General features: G+C 69.7%; 13 protein-coding genes and 1 pseudogene. 5 read left to right on the forward strand and 9 right to left on the reverse strand.

Annotation, left to right across the window (positions count from 1 at the left end; all coding sequences use genetic code 11):
- The coding region (locus ACGFML_RS17400) for a beta-ketoacyl synthase N-terminal-like domain-containing protein (protein WP_393544699.1) at positions 1-319 on the reverse strand (319 nt) is incomplete at its 3' end.
- A 326-nt stretch (positions 320-645) separates the two neighbouring features.
- Between ACGFML_RS17400 and ACGFML_RS17405 the strand changes: the two genes are divergently transcribed.
- Positions 646-1641, forward strand: coding sequence for a hypothetical protein (locus ACGFML_RS17405; RefSeq protein WP_393544534.1), 996 nt, complete (start codon positions 646-648; stop codon positions 1639-1641).
- 448 nt (positions 1642-2089) lie between these two features.
- Here the strand turns inward: ACGFML_RS17405 and ACGFML_RS17410 are convergent, their stop codons facing one another.
- Positions 2090-2632: a DUF1707 domain-containing protein gene (locus ACGFML_RS17410; protein ID WP_393544536.1), complete on the reverse strand. Its 543-nt coding sequence runs from the start codon at positions 2630-2632 to the stop codon at positions 2090-2092.
- Between the two features lie 408 nt (positions 2633-3040).
- Complete coding sequence (locus ACGFML_RS17415) at positions 3041-3739, reverse strand: hypothetical protein (RefSeq protein ID WP_393544537.1); 699 nt, start codon at positions 3737-3739, stop codon at positions 3041-3043.
- 115 nt (positions 3740-3854) lie between these two features.
- Between ACGFML_RS17415 and ACGFML_RS17420 the strand changes: the two genes are divergently transcribed.
- The gene (locus ACGFML_RS17420) at positions 3855-4505 is read left to right on the forward strand and encodes a TetR/AcrR family transcriptional regulator (protein ID WP_393544539.1); all 651 of its coding nucleotides are present in this window, start codon (positions 3855-3857) and stop codon (positions 4503-4505) included.
- 210 nt (positions 4506-4715) lie between these two features.
- Here ACGFML_RS17420 and ACGFML_RS17425 read toward each other — a convergent pair whose 3' ends face one another.
- The 3 genes and pseudogenes from ACGFML_RS17425 to ACGFML_RS17435 all read right to left on the reverse strand — a co-directional run bounded on the left by ACGFML_RS17425 (position 4716) and on the right by ACGFML_RS17435 (position 7898).
- Positions 4716-5954 carry an aldehyde dehydrogenase family protein gene (locus tag ACGFML_RS17425; RefSeq protein ID WP_393544541.1) on the reverse strand — a complete coding sequence of 413 codons (1239 nt, stop codon included), beginning with the start codon at positions 5952-5954 and terminating at the stop codon, positions 4716-4718.
- A gap of 151 nt (positions 5955-6105) precedes the next feature.
- Positions 6106-6366, reverse strand: a pseudogene (locus tag ACGFML_RS17430) (aldehyde dehydrogenase); the annotation flags it as partial.
- 404 nt (positions 6367-6770) lie between these two features.
- On the reverse strand, positions 6771-7898 hold the full coding sequence (locus ACGFML_RS17435; RefSeq protein ID WP_393544543.1) for a PP2C family protein-serine/threonine phosphatase: 1128 nt from the start codon (positions 7896-7898) through the stop codon (positions 6771-6773).
- Positions 7899-8336: 438 nt separating this feature from the next.
- Here ACGFML_RS17435 and ACGFML_RS17440 point away from each other — a divergent pair, with 438 nt between their 5' ends.
- A complete protein-coding gene (locus tag ACGFML_RS17440; RefSeq protein WP_393544545.1) occupies positions 8337-9557 on the forward strand; it encodes an MFS transporter in 1221 nt (406 codons plus the stop codon).
- 423 nt (positions 9558-9980) lie between these two features.
- Positions 9981-10880, forward strand: coding sequence for an MBL fold metallo-hydrolase (locus ACGFML_RS17445; protein ID WP_393544546.1), 900 nt, complete (start codon positions 9981-9983; stop codon positions 10878-10880).
- A 217-nt stretch (positions 10881-11097) separates the two neighbouring features.
- Here ACGFML_RS17445 and ACGFML_RS17450 read toward each other — a convergent pair whose 3' ends face one another.
- The 3 genes from ACGFML_RS17450 to ACGFML_RS17460 all read right to left on the reverse strand — a co-directional run bounded on the left by ACGFML_RS17450 (position 11098) and on the right by ACGFML_RS17460 (position 15226).
- On the reverse strand, positions 11098-11628 hold the full coding sequence (locus tag ACGFML_RS17450) for a GNAT family N-acetyltransferase (RefSeq protein ID WP_393544548.1): 531 nt from the start codon (positions 11626-11628) through the stop codon (positions 11098-11100).
- Between the two features lie 385 nt (positions 11629-12013).
- The gene (locus ACGFML_RS17455) at positions 12014-13492 is read right to left on the reverse strand and encodes an MFS transporter (protein WP_393544550.1); all 1479 of its coding nucleotides are present in this window, start codon (positions 13490-13492) and stop codon (positions 12014-12016) included.
- A gap of 375 nt (positions 13493-13867) precedes the next feature.
- Positions 13868-15226, reverse strand: a complete 1359-nt coding sequence (locus ACGFML_RS17460) for a diacylglycerol/lipid kinase family protein (protein WP_393544551.1) — start codon at positions 15224-15226, stop codon at positions 13868-13870.
- Positions 15227-15650: 424 nt separating this feature from the next.
- Between ACGFML_RS17460 and ACGFML_RS17465 the strand changes: the two genes are divergently transcribed.
- Positions 15651-18341, forward strand: coding sequence for a LuxR C-terminal-related transcriptional regulator (locus tag ACGFML_RS17465; RefSeq protein WP_393544553.1), 2691 nt, complete (start codon positions 15651-15653; stop codon positions 18339-18341).
- Positions 18342-18421: the final 80 nt, after the last annotated feature.

Here is an 18421-nt window from a genome sequence, read left to right on the forward strand (position 1 = left end):
CGTCCGCTCGCGCCAGAGTCGGTGAGGAGGGCAGGGGGGGACCGCGACGTCGCACCGAGCCCCATAGAGAAGTCGATTTCGTCCGGGTCGGCGATATGGCGCAGCCAGAAGTCGCTGTAGCAGCTGCCGACGAACACCCCGCCGGCCGTTGGGCGTGACGGTCGCCGGGAATGCCCGCGTCCTCGATCGTCTCGTGGGCGGTCTCCATCAGGATGCGCAACTGCGGGTCGACGCACGCGGCTTCACGCGGCGAGATGTCGAAGAACCCGGCATCGAAGCGGTCGATGCCCGGCAGAAGGCCGCCGCGAGCGGTGGGAATGCGTGAAGTCCGACGAAGACCACACGGGCAAGAACGGCCGAGCCGGTACGGCCCTCACCACCCGCACCACCTCCACCAGGCGGGCGAGCAGGCTCTGTCACGGCGTTTCGCCCTGGTGCTCAGCCGCTTCGGCCCCCTTGGGCGCAGGCGACCGCGGAGGATCGGTGCGGCCGCCGGCCGCGTGCTGGTGCGCACGCACGATGGTGGAGTCCACCGAGAATGGGTAGGTGGTGCGCCGGGCTGAGCCATTTGATACCAGGGCGACCTTCCCACGACAACAATGGACTTTGTTGCCAACACAGTTGGGGGTGCTGATGGTTGAGACAGTGGTTCAGATCTTCACGCAGATGGCCGGCGGGGCTCTGACTTCGGTGGGAACCGGGGTGGGGCAGGCGGTGTCAGACATCGTGCGCGAGCGCTTCGCGACAGATGAACGTGGCCGTTCGGCGGTACAGGCAGTCGACGACCAGCCCGGAAGCCCGGAGGCGACAGCCTCGCTCAGATCCGTGCTGCGCGCCGAGTTGGAGGCCGACCCGGAATTCGCCCGGAAGATCTCCGCCGCCTTGGAAGAGTCCCCGCCTGCCGCCTCCTCACGCTCGGCCTCTGGCAGCATCACGATCGACGGCACAACGATGCGGGGTAACCAGACAATCGCCCTTGGCCCCGTGACATTCCACAACACACGCAATGTCCGTCTGTCCCTGGCCGGAGCCGCCTTGGTCTTTCTCGCCCTGGTGGCCTTGGGAATTTACGGCGGGACACGGCTGGTCACCGGGGGCGATCCCGGTCAGGAGAGAGCTGTGACGGCGCTGAGCGTCGCAGATCTGCGTCAGGTAATTCCCGGCCCGGGAAGCCTGCCGGCAAAGTGGACGCGGCCCAAACCGCCCGAGCACCTGACGGGAAAGCAGGCTCCAGGGTTGGTCGCGGTCGAGGCCGTCGACTACCTGATGGGGGACCCGGATGCCGAGCTGTCCATTATCGCCGCCGGTTTCACGGACGCGGGCAGGGCCGGCGACTTTCTCCGCGCCGCGAAGAAGTCGAGGGACCCGGACGGACAGGCGGAGAAGGAGGGCGCCGGCGTTCCGATGCCGAAGATCGGGGATGAACTCTGGGCCGTAGCAGGGCCCGCCGGCAGCACGCACCCCGGCGGCGCCTACCTGGTTCTGCGTGTCGGGACAGTTGTCGTGAGTATCAATGGCTATGACACTGACGACCAGTCATTCGCCACATCGCGGCTGGAAATTCTGACGAGAATGATGGCTGAACGGGCGCAGCAGGCGCAGAACGGCCAAGCTCCGACCGCCTATGTACGCGATGCCTGAATCGCGCGTCAGCCCCGGGCCGGCGAGCCGACTGCACCCAGTTCGTGGCGGTGCTGGAGCAGATCCGCGCTCCCCGGCCCGGGCTGGGCAGGTCCCGCAAGAAGCCCGACAGCATCGCCGCTGATAAGGAGAGGGCCGTCAACAAGCTCAAGAACTCCCGGGCCGTGGCCGGCGGTTATGACAAGCGCGGCTACGTCTTCCTCGGCACTGGCGCCGCTGCCGCTCGTGTCATCCGGCTTCGTGGAGGGGCGGCCGGACGAGAGTGCGGCACCCCAGAAGCCACGAGCCGGGTTCGGCCGACAGGAGGATTCGGGACGGTTCGAGGTCGACGGTGATGATCCGCACGGAGATCTCCTGGCCCTCACGGAGATCCTCCGTGGGGGCCACAACGGGCCAACGGTGCCGGTCACATGACCGGTCGGACAGCTCCTAGTGGTGCCGATGGGCCTCAACGCCGCGCGTGGCGGATCTTCAGCCGTCCGTACCCCATCTCCCCGGAGATGCGGATGCTCGGCCCGCCCGGGAGGGAGCGCCGCCGGCGCTTGTATCTCGGGTCCTTCCACGCGGTGCGCAGATCCCCGATCTCGACGCTCGCGTCGCGAGGCACCGTGATCCTGGCCTTGCCGTAAGGGAGTTGCAGCTCGATGTCGACGACAGGGTGCTCGATGACCGCCCGGGACAGGTCCAGGTCCACCTTTCCGTATGTGGACTCGATCTTGAGGATCCGCGGTACCCGCCATGCGCCGCGTCGCCGGATCCACCCGCTGGCGGCGGCAATCGTGGACGTGGTGGCAGGCTTCTCCGCCGGGAGCGAGGCCATGGCCGACACGAGCTCGCCGTGCGTCGTGACGGTGAGTACCTGGTGGAGGCGTTCGTCCATCTCCTCGTGCGAGATGTGTCCTTCGGCGTACGCCTCCTGCAGCCGGTTCACGGCCGTGTCACGGTCGTCTTCGTCAATCGCTGGCAGCGGGTCTTCCGGCAGGGGCGTCACCGTCTCACTCTAGTGCCGCGCCGGCGGTGCGAACTGGCGGATTCCTCGTCGGCGGTGGTGACGTCGACCACGACCGGGCCCGGCTCGCCGACGTGTCCATGGATGAATTCCATGGGCCGTCAGGCGCCGTGCCTGACTGGTGAGTTGGCCGGGTTCGCGTGCGCGGCACTCAACCGGACGTGTCACTCTGCCGTTGGCCGGCGCCCTTCGCGGCAGGTGCCACAGTGACAGGTCATTGCCCCGGATGGCGGGTAGCACCCCAGGGGCGCCCGTGTATGCCGAAACGGGTGGCCCATGTCGCCCTGATGCGTCGGCGGTCGGCGGTCGGCGGTCGCGCGGCCTGCCGGTCATACGTCGGGTCCCAGGGCCCCAACGGGGCCGAAGCCGCCCGACGTATGGCCGAAGACCTCAGGCGCGGGCGGCCGCTGCGGCGGTGATCCAGTTTCTGAACTCCACGGCGTAGTGCCGCAGGTGGTGCTCCAGGACGTCCTGTGGGCACGTGGTGGGTACGTAGACCGTCAGGTGTGCGGTGAAGCCGTCAGCGGTGTCGCCGAACTGGGTCAGTGCCCGCCCGACGACAGTGCCGTCGTCCAGGAAGAGGTTCGAGGACATCTTGTGCGGAAACTCGGACTCCGGGAGGAGTTCGTCCGCGTCCGCAGCCCATGCCATCGCGTCCGTTCCCCAGCCGCCCATGTAGAAGGAACAGACGTGGGGGCCGATGTTCTCCACCACATTGAACGATCCGTCGGTCCCGGGGGCCATCACGTAGTGCTCGGGATGCGCGGCGAGGAGTGCGTGCTCGTCGCCTGCGAAGGCTTTGTCCATCCAGGCCAGGAACGCGGCCGAGGTGAGGCCCCGCGTCGAGAGCACGGTCGTGCCTGCCGCGAAGCTGCCGTCGGAGGCGCGGGCGCTGTCCCGCAGGAAGGCGTTGCCTTCTTCGCTGTCCGCGGCCAGGAGGTCAAGCAGGCCCTGGCGTCCCAGTCGCGTCCGGAGACGGTCCAGGGCACGGCGGGCGTAGAACAGCTCGAAGTCGTCGATGGTCCCGGTGCCGGTAGGTCCCGATACGAGCGTGACGGCTACGGGCGGGGATGTCTGGTCGTCGGTCATGGTCGGTCCTCCATAGAATGCGAATGCGAATTCACATTCGCATCCAGAGGATACCCAGGGGAGTGCGCCACCTGTCAAAGAACCTGCTCAGACCGCCGCCGATACCATGCGGGACATGACCGAGGAGCCAGACCGCCCAGCGCACTACCGGGAACCCCGGCAGGCACGCAGCGCCGCGACGCTGGCCCGCGTCCTGCGGGCGGCCGAGGAGATCGCCTCCTCGGCCGGCCTGGAGGAGATGACGATCGCCCACGTCGCCGAACGCGCCGGCGTCTCGGTCGGCACGATCTACCGCCGCTTCGAAGACAGGGAACAGTTGATCACCGCCCTGACCGAGCGGATGCTGCAACGGCGCGAGGAGTACGTGGCCGAGCAACTGCGCGCGGCCGAGCCGTCGCTCTCCGGCGTCATGGATGCCTACGCGCACGCCCTGCTGCAGTCCTTCGCCGACAGCAGCGGTCTCTTCCCCGAGCTGCTGCGCGTGCGGGGGGCCAAGTCCCTGGACCGCGGGGCCCGCACCATCACGGAGATCCACCGCCTCCTGCTCGAAGCCGCAGACCCCTATACCGACCAGATCCGGCGCTCCCACCCGGAGACGGCGCTGGACACCGCGGCCCGCGCCGTCCTCGGCGCCTGCTTCCACAACTCCGTGCGCCCCGACCCCGCCACCGGCGAAGCGGCCAGGCGTCAGTACGGGGACGAACTCAGCGACATGGCGATCGCCTATCTCCTCACTCCTGACCACCGCCGCACCGCCCGCACCTGAGCCGAACGCACTGCCCGGCGATCTTCACGGTGCTGACGCCGCCGTATCGCCGTCACCTGGCACCGGGTCGCCAAAGGCCGCTGACCGATGACCCGTTGGTGAGATCTGGTCACACCCACCAGCCCGAGGTCCGCCGCAGTCCTGCGGCTGCGGCGCACCGCCATCTCGGGCCGGCTCTCGCCCGCACCCGGTGATCGCTGTGACCGCATGTCATCCACCATGCCGATCACACCACGGGCCGTCCGGCACCAGGGCACCGAGCACACTCAGCAACTGCGGCGGCTCCACCGGGTCAGGCAGCGAGCCCGGGTCCGACCACGCGAACCAGGCGTGCGTATCCAGATGGGTCTGCAGGGGCCGGAACGCCGCGTTGAAGCCGTCGGAGGAGTTGATGAACGCGCCCTTCATGCCGGCGCGAGACTCCTCGGGGGTGAGCCGCTGGTCCCCGTCGGCGTCGGCGGCGTCCGACAGGGCGTCCCAGAACTGCACCATGCCGTTCATGAGCGCGGTGCCCTTGGGCGAGGTGGGCGACTCCCCGAAGGCGGAGAGCAGCCGGGTGCCCAGGGTGAGCAGGTCCTCGCGGTCCACGGAGCCGCTGCCGTTGGCGTCGACATGGCCGAAGCACACGTCGATCTTCCGGTCGAGCAGGCCGTCCCCGGTCAGTGTGGTCATGCTGTGCCTTTCCTCTCGTTCCCCGGACGCCGTCGGTTGTCGGCGTCCGGAAGCTGGTGGGGCGGCGGCCGCCGCCATGTGATCGAAGAGCGCGGGATCGGCCGGGTCGGCGGCCACGCTGATGCCCTGCAGGCGGGTGGTCCGTACGAAGGCGAGGTTGGCCTCGCCGAATACACCGCCGGTGGCGCCGGTGCCGCAGATCATCGGCAGGACGGGGAGGGTGCCGATGTGACTGTCGTTGACCTTCGGTACGCCGCCGTTGGTGACCTCGGCACAGAAGCGTTCGATCACTTCCGGGTCGCGCGCCCAGAGGGAGTTCCGCAGGCCGTAGCGGTTGCTGTTGACGAACGCGATCAGCTCGTCGAGGAGACGTCGGTGCCGGGAGCCGCCCCGAACCTCAGGTCGCCCGGTGGCCTCGGCCATCTCCGGTACGACCACGCACATCAGCGGGAAGAACGTCTCCTCCCGTACGGCGCGCATCTTCGCCGCCGGCGCCAGACCGTCCGCGCGCAGCAGAACGGGACGGATGAAGGGCCCCCGAGGCGTGGGCTCGTCGTGGACATCGACGAGTTCGCCGCCGCAGATCAGACGAGCGCCGAGCCCCACCGCCTCCTCCATCACCTCCAGGCACTGCGCCCGTTTGACGACGGGGCTCAGGACCACGTCCGGATCCTCGGGCGGCCCGACGCGTAGGCCCGCCACATGCCGGTGCAGGCGCTCGGTGAACCGGTCGGCGATCTCCGGGTGGACGAGCGCGAACTTGGGCGCGATGCACAACTGGCCCGACCCGCACTTGCCGCCCGGCCTGTTCGCCCGCCCACTCCAGCGTCTGCCGGGCGAAGGCGAGGGAGTCGGGGTGGGTGATGCTCAGCAGGGACGCCAGTTCCCAGCGAGCCACCTGCACCGGGTGGCCCTCGGCCACCAGGACGTCCACGAACTCCTCGGCACGCGCACGCAACGCACAGTGGAACGCGGCAGCGAAGTCCAGCCGCCGTTCCAGGGGGACCCGGAACCAACCCGGCTGAGCCCGACGCGCCAGCCCCAGCGCTTCCCGGGCCTGCGTATCGGTGGAGTGGGCCACCCGCCCCGCCAGCCGCGGATCGCGTCGGTCGGCTTCGTTTCCCTTGCCGCAGTCCAGCCGGGCTCTGAGCGCCATGACCTCATACAGGTCCTGCAGCAGGGCGCCCATGCGCGGCCAGTGGACCCAGCCCTCGCCCGGCTTCGGTGTGCCGCCGAGGAGGACGTCGTAGGAACGGGAGCGGAGGGGGAGTGGGAGTCATGCACGAGCGGAGCATGCGTAGCGGGGTGTCATGTGACACCACGCACGCTCAACTATCGCCGCTATGAGTGGACTTGAATATCATCAGGTTTACGGCGCCCTCGTACGCCAACCGGGCGGGCGTTCCCGTACAGCCCTCTTCGCCCCAGCATCTCCCCAGTTCCCGTGCCCCGGAGGTCGGATCCCAGCCCTCACGCATCACGCCTCGCTGACGCCACTGGTGGCCTTCTCCAGGCGCGGGGCCGGGCGGCGCTCTGCGCCATGGGGACGTGACGCAGGCCCAATTCTGGAAGAAGCCGAGCGGGGAGCCAGGCTTATGCGGGCCGATCCCGCCGGCCGTCGAGCGACTCCGGAGCGGCGCACAGGCGTACGGCGAGGGCGGCGATGTCGTCGTCGAGGCGGCCTCTGCTGTAGTGGAGGAGGTCATGGTGAAGAGCGCTGAGCAGTTCGACGGGTCGCCCTGGGCGCTGCTGCCGCAACCAGGCCGCCACCGGGAAGAACTGGCCGTCGAGGTCGCGGGCCTCGGCGACACCGTCGGTATAGAGGAGCAGCAGGTCGCCAGGGGCGAAGTCGAAGGCGTCGATGCTGTAGTGATCACCGATCAGCTCCGCGAGGTTGAGAAGCGGCGCGGGATCGGTGGGCTCCAGGGTGCGGACCTCTCCACGGTTCAGGAGCAGCGGCGGGGGATGTCCGCAGTTGAGGATTCCGATCCTGCCGCCCCCGTGCGGGATCTCGGCGAGAAGGGCGGTGGCGAAGCGCTCCATCATGCCCTCGCTGGGAAAGGCGGCGTTGTAACGGGTACTGCTGGCCTCCAGCCGACGGGCGATATTGACCAGGTCGGCCTCGTCGTAGGCCGCCTCCCGGAAGGAGTTGACCAGCGCCGCGGCCGTGCCCACCGCCGGCAGACCCTTGCCCCGCACATCGCCGATGAGCAGCCGGACCCCGTACTTCGTGTCGACCACCTCGTAGAAGTCGCCGCCGATACTGGCCTCCGCCGCGGCCGCGAGATACAGCGCCTCGATCTCGATGCCCCCGAAGCGGCGCGGCATCGGGCTCAGGACCACCTGCTGCGCCGCGTCGGCGACGAGCCGGACCTGGAGCAGGGTCTGCTCCCGCTGGAGCCGGACATGACTTCCGTACGCGGCCGCCACGGTGACAGCGATGATCCCCGCCGCCGTCCACCACGTCCCCAGGTCGGGGAACACGATGCCGAGGCCGATCATGAGAAGGAGGCCGGCCGTCCCCAGCAGGACGGTGGGGAGCACGGGCCACATGGCGGCGGCGAGGGCCGGCGCTGCGGGCAGGAGTCGGCTGAACGCCAGTTCTGGGGGAGTGGCGTACGCCAGGCCGGCGATGAGAACGGTCAGGATCACCGGGGACAGCAGAGTGAGTCGCCCCCGGACGCGGCGACGACGAAGGCTCAGCCGTCCAGACGTGATCACACTTCGCAGGATATCTACGCATAGCGGATATAGCCCTATGGTGGCTCGGAGTCGGCCGCCTGCGTCCGGACCGTGCACCCTGCTGGGCGATGGCGCCGAGGCCGAGCAGAGCCGGGCCGGGATTCAGGACGTGCCGAGTGCCGCCCGCATGAGCAGCGCGGTCACCGGGTCGGTCGCGAGGTGAGCGCGGCAGCCAGGCAGGTGCGCGGGTAGCCAGGCCGCTTCGCCCGGATGGGCGCCCGGTACCCGCGTGCAGCGGATTCAGGCTCGCGAAGGTCCCGGCGCACGGCGAGAGCACGAACCGACAGCGGGCGAGGGCGTCGGCGTCCGTGTCGATGGCGGTGGCGATGTCTGTCGGTCATGGGCCCATGCGTACGCCCCTTCGTCTGTCGGCGAAACGGTGAACACGGCCCCCTGGCCGCTCCGAGACTCCGACGCATGCGCAGCTATCGAACTCTCTTCCGCACCCCGGAGTTCACCCCGTTCCTGTTCTCCTTCGCCGCCTTCGCCGCGGCCCAGACGATCGGCGGTCTGGCTCTCGGCACGCTGGTCTTCCGGGCCACCGGCTCTCCGCTCCTGTCGGCGGTGAGCATGTTCGGCCCGCAGCTGGCGCAGTTGCTGGGAGGCCTGTTCCTGCTCTCGGGCGCCGACCGTCTGCCCCCGCGCGCGGTCCTTTCCGGCCTCGCCCTTGTCTTCGCGGCCGGTACGGCGGTACTGGCGCTGCCCGGCCTGTCGATCGGTGCGGTCTTCGCCGTCGTACTGGCGCAGGGCCTGATCGCGTCCCTCGGCGGGGGAGTGCGCGCAGGACTGCTGAACGACATCCTGTCGAAAGACGGCTATGTCCTTGGCCGTTCCGTGTTCAACATGCTCTGGGGCCTGATGCAGGTCGCCGGTTTCGCGACGGGCGGCGCGCTGCTTTCGCTCCTGACCCCGGGGACGTGCCTGCTCCTGGCGGCGACCCTGTACGTGATGTCGGCCCTCGGCACCCGCCTGGGCCTCACGGCCCGCCCGCCGCGTTCCACCGGTCGTCCGTCCGTCTCGGCGACCTGGCGCACCAACGCCCTCCTGTGGTCCTCGCGCCCCCGCCGCCTGACGTACCTGGGCCTGTGGGTCCCCAATGGCCTGGCGGTTGGCTGTGATTCGCTCTTCGTCTCCTACGCCCCCGGGGCGGCCGGGACGCTGTTCGCGTGCGGGGCGCTGGGCATGTTCGTGGGCGATGTGACGGTGGGCCGCCTGGTGCCGCCCGCGGTGCGCCCCCGTCTCGCGGTCCCGCTGCGCCTGCTGCTGGCGATGCCGTACCTGTTCTTCGTCCTACGGCCGGGAGTGGCGCTGTCGGCCGTGGCCACCGCCGTCGCCTCCGTCGGCTTCGGTGCGAGCCTGGTCCTGCAGGAACGCCTGATGTCCCTCACTCCCGACGACCTCGCGGGCCAAGCCCTCGGCCTGCACTTCGTCGGTATGTCCACCCTGCAGGGCCTCGGCGCGGCCCTGGCGGGCACGGTGGCCCAACTGACCTCCCCCGCCACGGCGATGACGGTGATGGCGGTCGGATCGGCCACCGTGACCCTGACCCTTGCGGCGCTGGGCAGGCACGAGAAACGACGGCCGGCCGACCCCGGTACGGGTCCGGGCACCCTGCCGGAAACCACCGCCACGGACTAGCGACCTGAGTCAGCAGTTCTCAGGTGGTCCCACCACGCACAGGGCCGTGAGAGCTACGGCGCCTGAGTGTTCATCCATTCGCACCAGCAGACGCGGTCACCCACTCCAACCGGGTCACCAAGGTGGGCCACCGGGGTGAATGCCGGAGCCAACGGGTTTCCCGAACCTGCGAGGCCGAGTTTCTCGTAGAACCTAACGGCGAACGGTGTCCTTCGCGATGCCCGTATGTGCGGCCGGCACCCCGACACGTATGCCCCTGCGTCGGATCATGGCTTGACCTTGGAGCGTACTCCACTGTTTAGCGTGAAGCGTCGCTGTCCGACACGACACCACCGTGGTGCGCTCGGCCTCCCGGCCCGTGGCCCACCACGACGCGAACTGACTGTTCGTCACCGATTTCGAACCGCATATTGGAGGGGGAACATGATGCGCATCCATCACCTGAACTGCGGCACGATGCAGCCGGTCGGCGGCCGGCTCATCAACGGCAACCGGCTGCCGTTCCAGACCGCCCGGATGATCTGCCACTGCCTGCTGATCGAGACCGACGAAGGGCTGGTGCTGGTGGACACCGGGGTCGGCCTGCGCGACATCGCCGACCCCAGGCAATCCCTGGGCCGCGAATTCCTGTTCCTCACCCGTCCGCGCCTGGACCTCGCCGAGACAGCGGTGCGTCAGGTGACCGGGCTGGGATACGCAGTCGACGATGTCAGGCACATCGTCCTGACCCACCTCGACCTCGACCATGCCGGCGGGCTGCCCGATTTCCCCAAGGCAAAGGTGCACCTCCACGCGACCGAGCACCAAGCCGCGACGAGGGCCGCCACACGGGCTGAACGTCGCCGACACCGAGCCGGCCAATGGGCCCATGGGCCCGACTGGGTCACCTATCACCCCACCGGCGGAGACCACTGGTTCGGCTTCGAGGCCGTACGACAACTCCAGGGAATCTCAGCCGACATCGCGCTGATACCGCTCCCTGGGCACACCCGTGGCCACACCGGTGTGGCCGTGCGCCGCCACGAGGAACCGGAAAGCGCAACCGGCCCCCGATGGCTGCTGCACGCCGGGGACGCCTACTTCTCCCATCGCGAGATCGATCCCTTCGCTCCACGCTCCACACCAGGATTGGCCCTCTTCCAGAGCCTGGTCCAAGTCGATGGCCCAGCCCGCCACCGCAACCAGGCCCGGCTGCGCGAACTGGCCCAATGCCATGGGGATCAGATCGAAATCTTCTCCGCCCATGATCCGGTCGAACTTGACCGCTACCGGAAGGACGAGCCGCGGACCCTTGCGCAAGAACGCCGCCATCGCGCCCAGTAGCCCAGTAGCTCAGTAACGACTCGGTCCGTGATCGAGGGTTGGGCGTGCTGGCCTGGCGGGTCGGCTGGTGGCTGATCAGTAGGCGGCCTGCCGGGCGGGCACGAGCTCGGTGCTCGGCTTGCGGCGGGTCGGTCGGCGAGCCGAACGGTCCGAAACTCCGAGCTGGGAACTTCCCTGCAGACGAGCAAACGCGGCCGGCCAAGCACCGGACCGAGCATCAGGGCCTCAGCAGTCCGCCCACCCACCAGTCGTGCGGCTTGCCATCGTTGGCGATGCCGCGATTGCGCAGTGTCCCTTCGACGGTGAAGCCGAGTTTCTCGGCGACGGCGCGCGAGCCGGTGTTCCCAGCCATGGCCCACCACTCGATGCGGTGGACGCCGAGGGTGTCCCAGCCCCAGTCACACAGGGCCCGAGCGGCCTCCACCGAGTACCCGCGTCCGCGCTGATCCTTGACCGCCCAGTAACCGAGCTCCCAGACGCCGCGGCTGACGAGGGTCAGGCAGTACGAGCCGACCAGGGCGCCGGTGTCCTTGCGGAACGCGCCGAGGGTGTAGTCCCTGTCCTCGGCCCACTGAGCGGGCAGCTTCTCGCCGACCAGTTTCTCCGCGTCCGCACGCCGGTACGGCACCGGTACCGGGGTGTAGAACTGGATGTCCTCGTCCTGGCAGGCTTCGTACACCGCATCCACGTCGGCAGGTGTGAAGGCCCGCAGCACCAGACGGTCGGTCTCAAGCGTCACTGGATCCATCGCGGCAGTATGGCCACCATCAACAAGCGGCGACCATCGAATATCGCGACCGAGCACCGCCCCTCACCACACCCCCGGGGCTGGTCAACGGTCGTCGCACGCCCCAGGTCAGCTGTCCCCGAGACGGAGCTGCTCTCACCATCAATCGCGGACCGAGCCGTAAGGGATTTCGGCGAAATGGTCTCCGTGTGCAGTGGCTCTGGGGCATCTCCCGGTCATGGAGGGGCAGGCGAGGTCGCCTGCTGCGGACGGAGGGGTAGCCCCTGATACGACGGTTCTCAGCACACACACGCCGCCGGAGTGGCGCCCATCGATGGCTTGCTCGGGAAGGGGGCGAGGGGGCGGCGGCACGGGAGGCGGGTGCCGCCGCCTTGAAGCAACCGGCTTACTCGGCCTGGCTGTTCGTCTGCCGGGGCAGGAAGAACATCAGGGCCCACATCACGCCGAAGGCGCCGCCGACCCACCAGAGCACGCCGGTGAACGCGTCGCGGTTGACCGCGCCGTCGGGTGAGCCGCCGGTGGCGGAGAAGAACACGAGAGCCGTCAACGCGGTACCGAGGGCGATGCCCAGATGGACCGAGGTGTTGAACAGGCCCGAGGCGGAGCCGGCGCTCTCGTGCGGCACCTTGCGGAGCGACATGTCGGCGAGCGGCCCGCCGATCGTGCCGAAGCCGATGCCGAGTAGCAGGAGGGGGGCCGTCATGGCGAGCAGGGTGAGATCGGTCTGCCGGCTGCTGATCTGGAGCCCGTAGGCCGCCGTCGAGGCGAGTGCGATCAGGGCTCCGGTCTGTGGCACGCGGCGCCCGAAGCGCCCGGCGGTTTTGATCGCGATCAGCGCGCCGGCCATCTCGCCGAGGGCGATCACCACGAAGGCCAGGGCTGCCTGGAGGGGGCTCATGTCCAGGCCGCGCTGCAGGTACAGCGTCCAGGTCATGAAGAACATGCCGGACAGCAGGCCCAGCATCAGTTGCGCGGACAGGCCACCGGAGAACGGCTTGCCCTGGAAGAGGGACAGCACCACGAGCGGGGCGTCCTTCTTGCGCTGCTGGTGGCGCAGGAAGACGCCGAGCACGAGGAGTCCGGTGGCGAGCATGGCGAAGCACCACAGCGGCCAGTGGTGGGCGTGGCCCTCCGTGAGCGGGAAGACGATCAATACCATGGCCGGCGCGGAGAGCAGCATGCCCGTGAGGTCGAGGCGGTCGGCCGTCTCGGCGGTCGACTCGGTGATGATTTTCCGTCCGAGGATGATCACGGCGAGGCCGACGGGCAGATTGATCAGGAAGATCGGCCGCCAGGACAGTCCGAACAGGTCGGCCTGGGTGAGCACGCCGCCCAGGATCGGACCCATGACGGCGCCGAGCGACAGGACGGCGCCGTAGAGGCCGAACGCCTTGCTGCGGTTCGTGCCGTCGAAGGTGACATGGATGGTCGCCAGGACCTGCGGGATCATTACGGCCGCCGCACCGCCCTGGAACACGCGGGCGGCGATCAGCATGCCGGGCCCGGTCGCGATGCCGCACAGCAGCGAGGCGAAGGTGAACACGGCGGTGCCGATGAGGAAGACCTTGCGTCGGCCGTACGCGTCGCCGAGCCTGCCACCGGTGATCAGCCCGAGGGCGAGGGGCAGCGCGTAGCCGGCCGTCAGCCACTGCACTGTGGCCGGTCCGGCGCCGATCGACCTCTGCAGGGTGGGGAGGGCGGTGAGGACGACCGATTGGTCGAGGACGTCCATGAGTTCGGCGGCCAGGACGATCACGAGGGCGATCTTGGCGGCCGGGGCCGTCGTGGACGACGTGCCCGCTGCGGTGTGAGCCGAGGGCTCGGGGGTGTGCTTCGGCTCGCTGTCGAGCACGGGGGAAGCCACGGTAGGACTCCTGGTTCAGGAATCGGGGAGCCTGCCGTCAGCCGAACCGGGCCAAACACGAAACCCGGGGCAGTCGGCAGAGCTGCACCCGGGAAATGACAGGAAACTGCGGGGGTGGGTGACGCAACTCAGGCCGGCGCGACGTCCGCCCCCGGGCACGTTCCACAAAGCCGGAACGTCGGGAAATGCGGACGGCTACCGGGCCTGGGAGATACGTCGTCACCTCGAAACCACTACAGAAGGACCAGGAAGTCCGAAACTGCCGCCGAAGGGATCTTCGGGGCAGGGAATCATCCACGATACGACACCCCCAGAGCCCTGCGCACGCGAGATACGCGGATGTCCTCCGTGAGGACGAGAGACGGGCGGGTCCCGCTACCGATGGAGATCCGGTCGGCCGTCCGTGCCTGATGCGCGACGTCCCATCGACAGCGCGAGCCTTCGCAGTTGCCGCCAATCCATCGGGGGCTTCGTCCGCGGGACACCAGGCCGGTGCCGAGGAACGCGTACGTGCAGGACACGGGGCCGGATCGTGCAGTGGACGGGCGTCGGCAGAGTGAGCGCCTCGCCGTCGACGCCGGCCGGGATCTCCGGCTCGTCGGCGTCGATGACGACCTCCTGGGCAGTGAGGCCGATGAGCCCCTGAGCATGCCTGCCTCTCAGGATCCCCACCGCCTGCGCCGCGTTGTCGACCCTGATGCCCAGGATTCCGAGGACGCCCGAATCCAGGCCCACCCTTCGTCCCAGTCCGGCCGGGTCACCTTGGCGGTAGGGGTTGTTGCTGACCAGGACCGCCTGGGGCGCCTCGATCGCCGTGTCCGCGGCGCGGACTGACAGCCTCGGGCCACGCTGGTGCGTCAGCAGGTCGGGAAGCATCTCCAGGGTCGTCTGCACCTTGTCGTTGCGGTACGCGGAGCTCTGAACGACGGATGCGTACGTTCCGAAGGACGCATTGTTGACAAATGGCCGGTCCTGGATGAAACCGAGGTCGACGCAGAGGTCGACTCCGTCGGTGAGGGCGTCGAGGCAGGCCGAGGGGTTGCCCCGGTCCAGGCCGAGGTCGAGTGCGAAGTGGTTGCGGGTGCCGGCGGAGATCACCATGAACGGGATGCCGTGCTGTGCGGCCACGCCGGCCACCATGGCCTGTGTGCCGTCTCCGCCTGCGACGCCGAGCAGGTCGGCGCCGTCGTCCACGGCGCCGCGCGCGAGTGCGACCACGTCCTCGTGGTGAGCGGAGTCCAACAGGTGTACTTCGGCGCCTAGTTCCTCCGCCCGTTCCTTCAGGTGGAAAGCGCCCACCTTTCCGCCGCCCGAGTGGGGATTCATGATGAGGAAAGGTTGCTGGGGTGGCGCGGCCGGAACTTCCGGTGGGCGTCGCGGCCGGACGTCGCCACCGAGCGCTGCGCCGCCGACGGAGACGGCCAGTGCCCCCAGGGCGAGCGAGACGAGGACGACCCAGAGCAGACCGGCCCATGCGTAGAGCAGGAGTGCGGCGGCCGGAGCCACGGCGGCCAGCGCACTCGCCAGGGCCCGGGCGATTCCGCGCCGCGTCAGGGCCCACCACACGCCCGCTGCGGCGACGGCCAGTCCGGCCAGCCCGGCGCCCAGCAGGACGACGCTCCTGATCCCGGCGAACGCGAGAGGGGCCAGGACCGCCGCCGCTGCGGCCACCAGGGCCAGGCGCGCGTACCAGCGCTGTGCCCTGCCGCCGGGGGCGCCGGCATCTGTGTCCATGCGGCCTCCAGACATCATGCGGCTCGTGTACGGGCTTGCTCTCGGGCCTGCCTGACCTGCAGCAGCGGCATCGTTCCGGCCGGACGTCTCTGTCATTCCACCGTCCGCGGTCGCCCGTCACATCACCCGGGATGGGTGAGCGCTCGACGAAGCAGTCATGGTTGCCCGAGGCACCAGCAGAGACCGATCGCCACGCGGGCGGGGACGGCCTTCGCCCCGCCCGCATGGCGATCATGGTTCCGACACCGTCACGATGGAATCGGGCTTCACGAAGCGGTCCGACGTGAGATGGCCGCATCACCCGGCCTCCGCAGCGGCGGGCGGGTGGCGGTGCCGGTGAGCCCGTACCCGGGCGGTGGTGTCCATGCCTCGCAGTGCAGGCTCAAGGGCGGCAGGCCCCCACGGGAAGTACCGTGCCGCCCGTATGCCGAAGACCGCCCCGGTCTCCGGCCGTGTCGGCGCGGCCGCGCATCTCGGGCCGGGCGGCGACCCGCTGCTGGCCGCGAAATTCTCCGTCCCGGAAGTCCCGCGGGCGTTCATCCGCAGGCAGCGGTTGCTGGACCGGCTCACCGAGGGCACGGCCGGGCCGCTGACCCTGATCACGGGTCCGGCGGGTGCGGGGAAGACGACTCTGGCAGCTGCATGGGCACGTCAGAGAACCGCACCGGGCCCGGTGGTGTGGCTGACCGCCGAATACGACGACCGGGCGCCCGGGGTGTTCTGGGCCTATGTTCTCGAGGCACTGGGCCATCATGAGGTCGTGCTGCCGGAAGCGGTGGGGCAGCCCAGGTCCGCGGACGTTGCCGATCACTCCCTGCTCGCGCGCATCGCGTCCGCGCTGGCACACCTGCGCCGGCCGGTCGTGCTCGTGATCGACGGACTGGAACAGGTACCCGTGCGGGCGGTGGCCTCGGGCCTGGACTTCGTCCTGAACCACGCGGAACCGCAGCTGCGCCTGGTGCTGATCAGCCGCGTCGACCCGCTGCTTCCACTGCACCGCTACCGCGCCGACGGCCGGATCCATGAGATCCGCAGTGCCGATCTCGCGTTCACCCGCCAAGAGACCGCGAGGCTCCTGCGCGGACACGGCCTGGCGCGCTACGAGGAGAGCGCCGATGCCCTCGTGGCGCGCACGGGGGGCTGGGCAGCCGGATTGCGGCTGTGTGCGCTGGAGATGCAGCGGGCCGACAACCCGGCCGGGTTCGCCCGGACTTTCGCCGCATCCCAGAGTGCCGTCGCCGACTACCTGCTCACCGAGGTCTTCGCCGCCCAGTCCGCCGCCACACAGGATCTGTTGATGCGCAGCAGCATTCTCGACCGCGTCCACCCGGATCTGGCCAACGCGCTGACGGGACGCGAGGACGCCGAGTGGATCCTGGCCGAACTCACCCGCGCCCACGTCTTCGTCGAGCCGATCGACGCCACGCCATGGTGCCGTTTTCAGCCGCTGTTCGCCGAAGTGCTGCGCATGCACCTGCGCCACCACCGGCCCGGCCTCGAAGCCTGCCTGCGGCGCCGGGCCGCGTCCTGGCTCGCCGACTCCGGCAGGCTCGCCGAGGCAGTGGAACAGGCCGCCACGGCCGGGGACTGGGAGTGGGCCTGTGCGTGCATGGTGCACCGCTTGGAGATCGGACGGCTGCTCACCGGGCCCGAGGCACACCGGCTGGAGCGGATCCTCTCCGGCATGCCGGGCGACCTTGCGGGGGCGGAGCCCGCGCTGGTCACGGGTGCCTGCGCCCTCGCCCAGCACGACACCGCGCGCTCCCGGGCGCGGCTGGACCGGGCCGAGGAAGAGATGCACCAGCCGGGAGCACGGCCCTCGCCGGAAGCACGGCTTGCCCTCTCCCTGCTCAGGCTGCTCGCCGCACCCGATGCGCAAGGCGGTGACAGCGTCTCCCGCTCCGCGCAGCCGACCCGCGAGCTCGCCGAGCCGGTGCCGCGGCCGCTGGCTGAGGCTCATCCCGAGATCGAGGGCCTGCGGCGGTACGGGCTGGCGTGCGCGCTGGAAGGGGCCGGCCGTCCCGATGCCGCCCGGAGGGCTTTCACCTATGCGCTGGCGGGCTGCACCGGTGAGGTGACACAAGCCCTGCGGCACCACTGCCTCGGCCGACTGGCCCTCATGGAGTCCCAGCACGGGGCGCTGAGCCAGGCCGAGGAGCACGCCCGGCTGGCTCTCGAGGTCGCCGGGCACCGGTCCGTCCCGCCGACCCGGCGATCCGGCATGGGCCACCTTGCCCTGGCCGCGGTCGCTTTCGAACGCGGCGAACTCCCGGATGCCGGCCATCATCTCGACCTCGCAGCCGCGTCCCCGGACGCGGGACACGACCCGGTCCTCGACGCCGACATCGCCGTCACCCGTTCCCGGCTGGACCTCGCGCACGGCCACTGGCAAGCCGCACTCATGGCCGTCGAGGCAGGCAGGACTCATGCCGGACCGCTTGCGGCATGGCCGGCGCAGCGCCTCGCCCTCGCGTGCTCCGCGGCCCACCTGGCCCGAGGCGACCCGGCGTCGGCGATCGCCGTCCTCAACGAGGCCGGCCCTGGTGGATCGGCGCACACCCTCGCCCTCGCTCAGGCTCGGCTCGCCGCCGGGGACCTCGCCGGAGCCCTCGGCCTCCTCGCGCCCCTGGACCGCCGCCAGGACGCCGGAATCGCAGAATTCGTCCGCATCCGCCTGCTTCAGGCCCGCGTCGCCACCCTCACCCGGGACACCCGGAGGGCACACGGTCTGCTCCGCGACGCGCTGGCCGCGGCTCATCCCGAGCGGATGCGTCGGCCCTTCACCGAAGCGGGCCCCTGGGTACGGCACCTGCTGGAGCAGCTGCCCGACCTGGCGACGGAGCACGCGTGGCTCACCGCCCGCCCCGGGGTCGGCAAGGACACACTTCGCACCGACGGCTGCCCACCGGACTTCGTCATAGTGGAACGGCTGACCGACCGTGAGCGCGAGGTGCTCCGTCACGGGGCAGAGATGATGTCGACACAAGAGATCGCCGAGGCGATGTATCTGTCGGCCAATACGGTCAAAACGCATTTGCGGAGCGTCTACCGCAAGCTCGCGGTCTCCCGCCGCAGCGATGCCGTGCGGCGCGCACGGGAACTTCGTCTGATCTGATCCCACGAGGGCCGGGAGGTCACCTGGTCCGGGTGATGCGGCCGAACCGGGATGCCGTTCAGCATCGAAGGGAACGACGT

Origin of the sequence: Streptomyces sp. NPDC048650 (genome assembly GCF_043199095.1) — a bacterium.
Taxonomy (GTDB): Bacteria; Actinomycetota; Actinomycetes; order Streptomycetales; family Streptomycetaceae; genus Streptomyces.